General features: G+C 56.0%; 4 protein-coding genes and 6 pseudogenes. 5 read left to right on the top strand and 5 right to left on the bottom strand.

The window, feature by feature from the left end:
* Positions 1-439: 439 nt before the first annotated feature.
* Positions 440-685: pseudogene (locus GTF44_RS22705) on the top strand (autotransporter domain-containing protein); the annotation flags it as partial.
* 48 nt (positions 686-733) lie between these two features.
* Here GTF44_RS22705 and GTF44_RS22330 read toward each other — a convergent pair.
* The 5 genes and pseudogenes from GTF44_RS22330 to GTF44_RS22320 form a co-directional block, all read right to left on the bottom strand.
* A pseudogene (locus GTF44_RS22330) lies at positions 734-919 on the bottom strand (hypothetical protein); the annotation flags it as partial.
* 497 nt (positions 920-1,416) lie between these two features.
* Entirely contained in the window at positions 1,417-1,695 is a 279-nt protein-coding gene (locus tag GTF44_RS22700; protein WP_367383470.1) for a hypothetical protein, read from the bottom strand.
* A gap of 28 nt (positions 1,696-1,723) precedes the next feature.
* A pseudogene (locus GTF44_RS22695) lies at positions 1,724-2,077 on the bottom strand (IS5 family transposase); the annotation flags it as partial.
* Positions 2,078-2,178: 101 nt separating this feature from the next.
* The gene (locus GTF44_RS22690) at positions 2,179-2,355 is read right to left on the bottom strand and encodes an ABC transporter permease subunit (RefSeq protein WP_367383445.1); all 177 of its coding nucleotides are present in this window, start codon (positions 2,353-2,355) and stop codon (positions 2,179-2,181) included.
* Between the two features lie 372 nt (positions 2,356-2,727).
* Positions 2,728-2,862 (bottom strand): annotated as a pseudogene (locus tag GTF44_RS22320) (IS5/IS1182 family transposase); the annotation flags it as partial.
* Positions 2,863-3,145: 283 nt separating this feature from the next.
* Between GTF44_RS22320 and GTF44_RS21555 the strand changes: the two are divergent.
* From GTF44_RS21555 to GTF44_RS21540, 4 genes and pseudogenes are all read left to right on the top strand, one after another.
* Complete coding sequence (locus tag GTF44_RS21555; protein ID WP_171563412.1) at positions 3,146-3,811, top strand: DUF433 domain-containing protein; 666 nt, start codon at positions 3,146-3,148, stop codon at positions 3,809-3,811.
* Between the two features lie 16 nt (positions 3,812-3,827).
* Positions 3,828-4,256 (top strand): DUF5615 family PIN-like protein, encoded by a 429-nt coding sequence (locus GTF44_RS21550; protein ID WP_171563410.1) that lies wholly within the window; start codon positions 3,828-3,830, stop codon positions 4,254-4,256.
* Between the two features lie 321 nt (positions 4,257-4,577).
* Positions 4,578-4,936, top strand: a pseudogene (locus GTF44_RS22315) (transposase); the annotation flags it as partial.
* Positions 4,937-6,223: 1,287 nt separating this feature from the next.
* A pseudogene (locus tag GTF44_RS21540) lies at positions 6,224-8,211 on the top strand (hypothetical protein); the annotation flags it as partial.

Below are 8,211 nucleotides of genomic sequence, written 5' to 3'. Positions count from 1 at the left end.
TCGGCGAGGCCTCCTATGCCACCGGGCTCGGCAACGCCGGGGATGCCAGCGCCCTGAGCGCAAGCGCAGGGCTTAAGGTGGTGTTCTAGACCCCCGCACCGCCTCCGATATCAGGGCGCGTGCCAGGCTGGTCTCCATCGCTGAGGCCGGCTTGAAGTGCGATCAGCGCGCGGTGCGAGCCCTTTTGTCAGCATGACCCTGGGGAGGATCGTAAAGCAGTTGCTCAAACAGGGGGATCGGAGACGGAAGCGCGTGGAGCTTGCGCCGGGGAGGCTGAACTCTGTTCCGAGAGCCCACGCAGCCGAAGTCCTCTATCCTTTTGATCCGTCAAAGCACCTCCTGTTCCTTGCGGCGCTGTGGAACCAGAGGCGAGACAAGTGTCCTTGCTTGACCGGTCTCTTGTCAGAAAAGGTGTCAGCGATCGTGACTATGTCCATCTATGTCTCCGGTGTATCGGGCGCAGTTTGCGCTCCTACGAAAACAGCCCCGAACGCACGGGGTCAGGACAGCCGGCTTTTTTGCCGGTCTTGACACGCAGAACCCCCGTGGCTGGCAGGTCGGTCTGTTTGCTGGCTATGGCAATAGCAGTGTGACTGTCGGTGCACGTGAAGCTTCCGGCGATGCCAATAGCTTCACTCTGGGCGGATATACTGGCTATCAGATTAATGACTTCGACTTCCGGTTCGGGGCAAGCCATGCCTGGCACAAGGTTACTACCGACCGGACCGTCACTGTCGACGATTTTCATCTTCACCAGATCACGGCCGCGGAGCATGCTGTCGATCGCCATATTGAACAGGGCAAGATCACGGTGGTTCTCTGCTAGGTCGAGTCTCACGCGGATCGCCCAGACATGCTTAAGCTTGAGTGGACGCTTCTGCCCAACAATAGTGAGCGTCCGCTGAACCCGACCTAACACGTGCTGTTAGAGGCGGCTAAGTGTCCACCATCGATTTCGTTTTTTGCGACAACATCAGTAACTGCCGATGGTTGCTCTGTGGGTTGAGCGGAAGCAGCCGCGATTAACGGATATCCGAAGCGCTAAGAAGCTATTTTTTTATAGACCCTAACTATGGTTTTGCCGCGTATAAGGCGTGGAGACAGAAATACTTATTAGTAGTCAATACTGAAGAAAGACAGAACCATGTTGCGGCTTTTCTTTATACTTTCCCTCATGTCAGCCTTGGCTGCCTGTGATGTACCATTCGTACCCTGCATCTAAGCTGGCGTGCCTGTGGGCGTGCAGTCCTCTTGTTGGATGGGACTTTTCCAAATGAGCGAAACTTATTTTCGAGCCACCCGTTCTAGGGTCTGTGGATATTCATCTTGAATTGATGATGGCGGAGCAAAGGCAGATCATGGCGGCGTAGGATGTGTCCGTCTTGTTCGACCGCATGGCTATGCGTTTGAATTCCTTTAGCTTTTGGAAGTGATTTCGATCAGGTGGCACCATTTGTACATCTCCCTGTCGATCGCCATTAGCTGCAAGCGTTGCGGTCTCTGCGAGATGACGATCTTTGCGCCACACTCATTCACGTCTTCGATGATCCAATTGCTGTCGAATGCCTTGTCCGCGAGCATCGCACCGAACTGGACACCCCGGATCAAAGGCGCGCCGCCAAGCGTATCGTAGCGTTTGGCGGGCATGAGGACGAAGCGCACGAGGTTTCCAAGGGCATGCACAAGAGCGAGCATCTTGGTTGTCCACCCGCCCTTCGACTTGCCTATGGCCTGGCTTTGAGCCCCCCTTTGCGCCCATTCCGTGGCGGTGGACCTTAACGATGGTTGCGTCGATCATCGCGTATTCCATGTCTGGCTTGTCTCTCAGGGCATCGAATATCCGTTTGAATACAGCGGCTTGGACCCAGCGGCGGAACCGCCCGAAGGTGCTGTTCCAATTGCCGAACTCCGGCGGAAGATCGCGCCACGGCGCATCCGTGCGCACGATCCAAAGCACTGCTTCAAGAAACAAACGCGTATCGGCACCAGTACGCCCCGGTACGGTCAAACTGCCGAGGCACAGTGGTTCAATTGCACACCATTGGCGATCCGTGAGAACAAATCTGCTGGGGTCCATTCAAACCTCCTCTTTTGGAAGTTAGAATCAGAACTTAAACCAAATGGGAATCCTGAATGTCCACAAACCCTAGTATAGTGTGGCTCCTCTCAAAAACAGGCTTAGACACCTTCGCTATCGGCCAGCGGGTATCCCAGCCCCCTGTTCGAGGCGATAAGCTCGCCCACGATTGCGCCGATCAGCGCATAGGGAACAGAAAGCCGCAGCCCGGCGAAAACCCAGGTCACAGCCGAGGGCAACACCACCTTGAAAAGCACGTGGCGCTCGTTCGCGCCCATCAGGCGAAGGATCGCGATCTGTTCGCGGCTCACCGCGCACGCCGGTATAGGTGTTGAGGAACACAAGGAAGAAGACGATCGTCGCCGTCAGCAGGATCTTCATATCGATCCCGATCCCGATGCCGAACCACAGAACGAAGAGCGGCGCGAGCGCGACCTTGGGCAAGCTGTAGAACATCATGATGAACGGGTCGAGCACCCCGGCCACGAGCTGTGCGCGGCCCAGCCAGACGTCAACCATCATGCCGATGATGCCCGCCCAGCAGGAAACCTGAGACCGCTTCGAGCAGTGTGATCGCGCCGTGATAGAAGATCTTTCCCGAACCACCCAATCCAAGCCGACAAGCTTCAGCAGGCTTTGCACGACCCTCGTCGTTTGCCGGTCGGTGGCACTCGCCATGTCATTTCTCGATCAAACCAGATCGTCAGCGATCCGCTCCGCTTCAATGCGTCATTACAAGCCGACCAGTTCGTGGTCTTGTACTTCGTAGGGGACCAAATGCTCATGCCAGCCAGCACGATAGCTGGATTCACCCAGAGAGTCCCTAACCCAATTTGGGCAACAAGGCCTGTAAGCGCCTAAATATCGCTATGAGATAAGCGCGCAAATTTCCTTCGTCTGATCTTTGAGTCCGTATGGCGGTTTGAGCAGATAACCCGAAGGAGCGATCAGCAAAATCTGTAGTACCTCGACGCTTCGTAGAGGACAGATGGGGTTGCCTTGAAAGGCGCGCTTAAGTGGATTATATCAAACTCATCCGAGGTTCGGAAACGTTTTAGGGAACGAAACATGTCAAACCCGAACGCACATACGATCTCGCCCAGCAAAGCGATTTTGATCAATGAGGCTGCCGCGGTCACGGGAGTCTCTGTCCGTAAGATCAACCGCCTGATTGACGATGCTGTGCTTCCCAAGTCCGCGTGCATAAAGCTCGGCTCACGTCGTGCAGTGCGCGCTTACGCCGTTCCTATGGTCAGTTTTGGTGCTTCCGATGGCTCCAAGCTGAGCAAGGGGGTGCGGCTCGAGGCTATGAGAATGATTGAGAAATTCGCCAAGGACAACTGGCCCCGTCTTCGAGACGAGCCTGAACACGCAAAGGTCCTACGGTTTGAAAGCGGCTGTGTCATACTCTCGCTGGGAGAGCCTGTACGTGCGGCGATGGCTGGCTTGAACAGACTAAACGACGCGTTTCATCGCATCATTGCAGACCCGGATGTGAGAGGTGGCGTCACAGTTGTGCGCGGAACGCGGATCAGTGTTTACGAGGTTGCTGAAGCACTTGCCATAGACGGCCTGGCAACCACGTTGGAGGACTTTCCGGCTTTGAGCCGCGAGGATATCGAAGCATCCGCGCTATACGTCACCGCCCACCCACGAACTGGGCGACCTCGCGCAAGCACCAAGCCTAGACGCCTTATCTCAGAAGAGACAGTCGACCTGGCGGGCGCGCACTAATCGAAGGCGAGCACTCGTGAAGTTTCTTATCGATGAGTGCTTGTCCATCGCCTTGGTCGAATTGGCAATTGAAGCCGGCCATGTTGAGAGCGCGCATGTCACCCGACGAGGCATGCAAGGCTGGAAAGATCACCAGTTAATGCACGCTATCATCGATGACGACTGGACACTCGTCACTAGAAACTCAGATGACTTTCGACCCAGAAGCGGTAGTACTAGCCAAACACCATGTTATCTCGGCCAGTCGTTGCACGCGGGTCTGGTCTGTCTCAACCTACCCACCGGCTCTGGCAGAGATGGCCAAATTCAATACTTTCAAACTGCACTGAAATTTATCGGAAATCCCGGTGACCTCGTGAACAAAGTACTAGAAGTCGATCCTAGCCCCGAGAACGTCGAGCAGGTAGTTCTCAGGATCTATGATTTTCCAGACGACAAGGTCTGAATGCGGTGCTTCGCCAGCGGGAGTGAGCAAGAGCTGTGGGTGTTGGGGTAGCCGCAGTTCAAAGCGCCCGAAGCTCCCCGAGTGCCCGGTTGAATGCAATGCTACCCCTGCCGAATTCCTCGCGGATGGTTTCTGCAGATGGAATGATATCGCCGCAGACCGTGACCCAGCGATCGAGCCAGCGCAACAGTGCTCGCGGGTCCTCTACAGAGGGGGTATCCACTCACTCCAATGCTCACCGTAGCGCAGGGTTTGAAATCCTCACATAGATCTGTCGTCTTTAGGCTCGCATGCCCGAGGAGCGCCTGGACCGTGCGGGTCGATATCTACCGATGCCCGGCAGGTGAGGCACTGACATACCGGTACACGACCGAGGAAGGTGGCCTGGTGGTGCGGCGATACTGGACCAATGCCTGTAAGACCTGCCCTCTCAAAGCGGGCTGTGCGACCGGCAAGGAACGTCGTATCCCCGATGGGAAAACGAACACCTGGTCGACGAGATGCGCGACCGATTGAACCGCGACCCGGCCTTGATGGGGGCGGCGCACTTCCGGATGCGGCGGCTGAAGAGCGTTCGCACCGAAATGGCATTCGATGTCCTCGCTTACAACATCAAACGGATGATCGCCCTGATCAGCGTACGCGGGGTATGTGGGTTTCTGACCGCCATTCCGGCCTAAGCTGGGGCGAATCGTTCGGATTGCACGGCGGGAAACGCCTTAAGAGCTCTGTTTCCACCTCGCTCCAGCGCAATAAGCCCCAAAGGAAACCAGCAGAAAATCTTTAAAGCCAAAGAACCAAAGAGGTTTCCACACAGCCTCGGCTGGCTCCTGTCATCGCAACCTGTCGCGGCGGAGCGGGCGCGTTTTGCGCTCTTACGGAAACAGCCCCGAAGGCACGGGGTTAGCACAGCTTTGCTCACACCGGTCTGTTTCGTCCTGTCGAAATCTGTTTAGAGCGTTTGACGAAATATCTGAAACAGATCGTATCACCTCACGCGTTGAAATCTTTGATACCAGGCAGTGTTAGGTGTTCAGGTTTTTCGCATAACGCTCTAGGCGGCGAAGACAAAAAGAAGGCCTCACACGCGCAGACCCAATCATAGCGGATGCCTATCTAAGCATAGGGTTTTGGAATTTCTCAATAGGGCGGCCCGGTTCTAAGATTAGGTAAGGCAAAGAAGGATTTGCGGCGTTTGCGGGCGATCAAAAAGGCCTTGGAGCGAGGGCCTTGGGAAAGAAGCGGCGCCTCATGTGGCGTTGCTTCTTTCTCTAAGCTGATTTGGACAGGTGCCTTTTGCAAAGGTTAGATCGGGAGACTTCAAGTGGGCGTGAATACCTCGGTAAAAGGCCACTCGAATGTTCGATCAAAGATCACCAAAATCCGCGATAAATTCAGCCCGTTACTTGCGACCCGAGTAGGCCCGATGTATCATCGGTTCATCGGTTCATCGGTTCATCGGTTCATCGGTTCATCGGTTCATCGGGCCGCTACTGCGCCTTGACTCAGACAGCAGCAATCACCGGTTACATCATCCTGACAATCTGACATCCGGCCGCAGGCCGGCCATTGCTCGCGGACCAATTGGTAGTCTGATCACGGCTTCCGGCCTGGATGGCCTGATGCGGTTGTACTCGCTTCCAGTGACACGCGATCTGGCGGTCACCGGTACGAGATCAGCAGCAACGCCTTTAAACTTTTCTCCACAATCAGAACGGACGGCGCGAAAGCAACGCAGCCGACCGCCAACTGTGGTTTGCTTCCGCTTGAGGCTCAAACAACGCCTCTGGCCGATCCCCATACCTATGCCCGCATTTATGCCAACCCACTGACTGCCTGACGGGCAGGGCGGTGCCTTGCCTCGATTGTGCTCAAGTCCCTCACAGGAGAGTTTCAAAATGACAAACCAGTCCTCAGATACCCAACCAGCCCTTCGCCCACTTACTGTTTTGGTTCGGGGAGGTCGTTTGACCAAGTTCAAGGGCCGGGTGGCGAGCATTGCGCCAGGGCTTTCTGTCGTGGCGACGGCTGCGGTGCTGTTCTCCGGCGTCGCGGCTCAGGCAGGCTGTTCAGGCATTTCCACCATCACATGTGACGGGGCTACCCCATACACTAACGGCATCACCTATCACGTCGGATCGGACGGGCTCACTCTGAATCTCAATAATGCTGACGTCACGAACGACGGCTTTGGGGTGTTCGCGAAAACAACTGCGGAGAACGGAGCCGATATTGCTGTGCAAATGGAGTCCGGTAGGATTGCCACGACTAGCGCAAATGCTATGGCGATTTTTTCAGAGATCGGCGTCGCGGGTAGTGACGCTAACGTGACCGTGAACGTGAAAGACGGAGCGACTATCACTACAAGCGACAGGCAGGCTCATGGGGTTTTGGCGAGCAATAAGGGTAGTGGCAATGCGCATGTTGTGATGGAGGGTGAGGAAACGAAAATCACCACTAGTGGGGCAAACGTTCGTGGTGCTGACGGCGCGATCCTGGACGGCAATTCTTACGGGCTTTGGGCAAATATCAGCCAGGTGAATGGCGAGGGGGGCTGGGGCAATGCGACCGCGGAGATGGAGGGTGGCACGATCACCATGAATAACGGGTCGCAGGCGTACGCGGTTTATGCGCAGATCAGTAATCAGGATAGCGACGCCACGGCGACGGCGATCATGAGGGGCGGGGATATCATAACGGACGGTCACCGTGCCTATGGAATGTTTGTGCAGACCAATGGCACTGGCTTGGCAATCGCAGAAATGAGCGGCGGCACGATCACCACGAATGTCCGCTCGGATGAAGCAACTGCTGCTGTTCTAGGATTCATGCCGAACAATACGTACGGGATTTGGGCGTATATCGAGGCGAATGCGACGATCGACGCAGATAAGGCGGTGGCGCTTGCGAAAATGAGCGGCGGGGAGATCTTAACAAAGAGTAACAATGGCTATGGGATTGTGGCGAGCTCCAACGGCAGTGGCACGGCGAAAGTGGAAGTGACGGGCAACAGCAAGGTCACCACGGAGGGGAAAAATGCCCATGCGGTTTTTGCGTGGAGCTATAACAGGGGGAACAAAACGGCGACGGCGGTAGTAGGCAATACAGCTGATATCGAGACTTCCGGTGAAGGAGCCCATGGGGTTTCTGCGATCCACACGGTCTATGGCGCTGCAGAAGTGTATATGTACAACGGCAAGGTTGAAACGCGTGGGAAAGAAGCGCATGGGCTTAACGCGTTTTCAGCAGCCGCGACGGCAAGTGTCCATCTGGGAGGCAGCAGTACTGTCGAGGCTTCCGGAGAGGATGCAGACGGGATCCGGGCTGAGAGTGCGACAGACTTTGACATACGCGTCGACGGGTCCGTGACGGGCGGAATTGGGAACGCCGCAGCGATCCGAACGATCTCCCGCTCCGGTCTCCCCGGCGTCAAGGGGGAGATCAGGATCGCCGGCAGCGCCGATGTGAATGGGGAGGCGTCTGGTCTTGCAATAGAAGACGGGGATGGCGATACGACGATCACCTCGCGGGGGACAATCACCGGCGATATTCTTCTTGGGGCGGGAGACGATACCCTGACGCTGAGAAGCGTGGGCAGCTTCACCGGTGATATTTATGCCGGCGAAGGCAACGATACAGTCACTATTGAAACCCTAACCCTCGATGAGGGGCGTTACATTCTGGACGGTGGGGTGGGCGGTAATGATGAACTGACGTTCATTGGCCCGCCCGATGCCCCGGATGTCCCGCTCGAGGGCCGTATCTATGGCCCGATAGTCATGACGGCCACGGAGACTCACCTCAGAAACTGGGAGCGTGTCGAGGTGGATAAGGATATGGAGATCGACTCCGAGTCTGAGTTTCACGTCTTTGGCGGGGAAAGTGACACACCCACCGTGGTGACCATCGCAGGTGATGTGACCAATAATGACGGCTCTGTCGTCTTAAGCGTGCA

Origin of the sequence: Roseobacter sp. HKCCD6576-2 (assembly GCF_013179285.1) — a bacterium.
Taxonomy (GTDB): domain Bacteria; phylum Pseudomonadota; class Alphaproteobacteria; order Rhodobacterales; family Rhodobacteraceae; genus Rhodophyticola; species Rhodophyticola oceani.
This window is presented reverse-complemented; position numbering and strand designations above follow the sequence as displayed.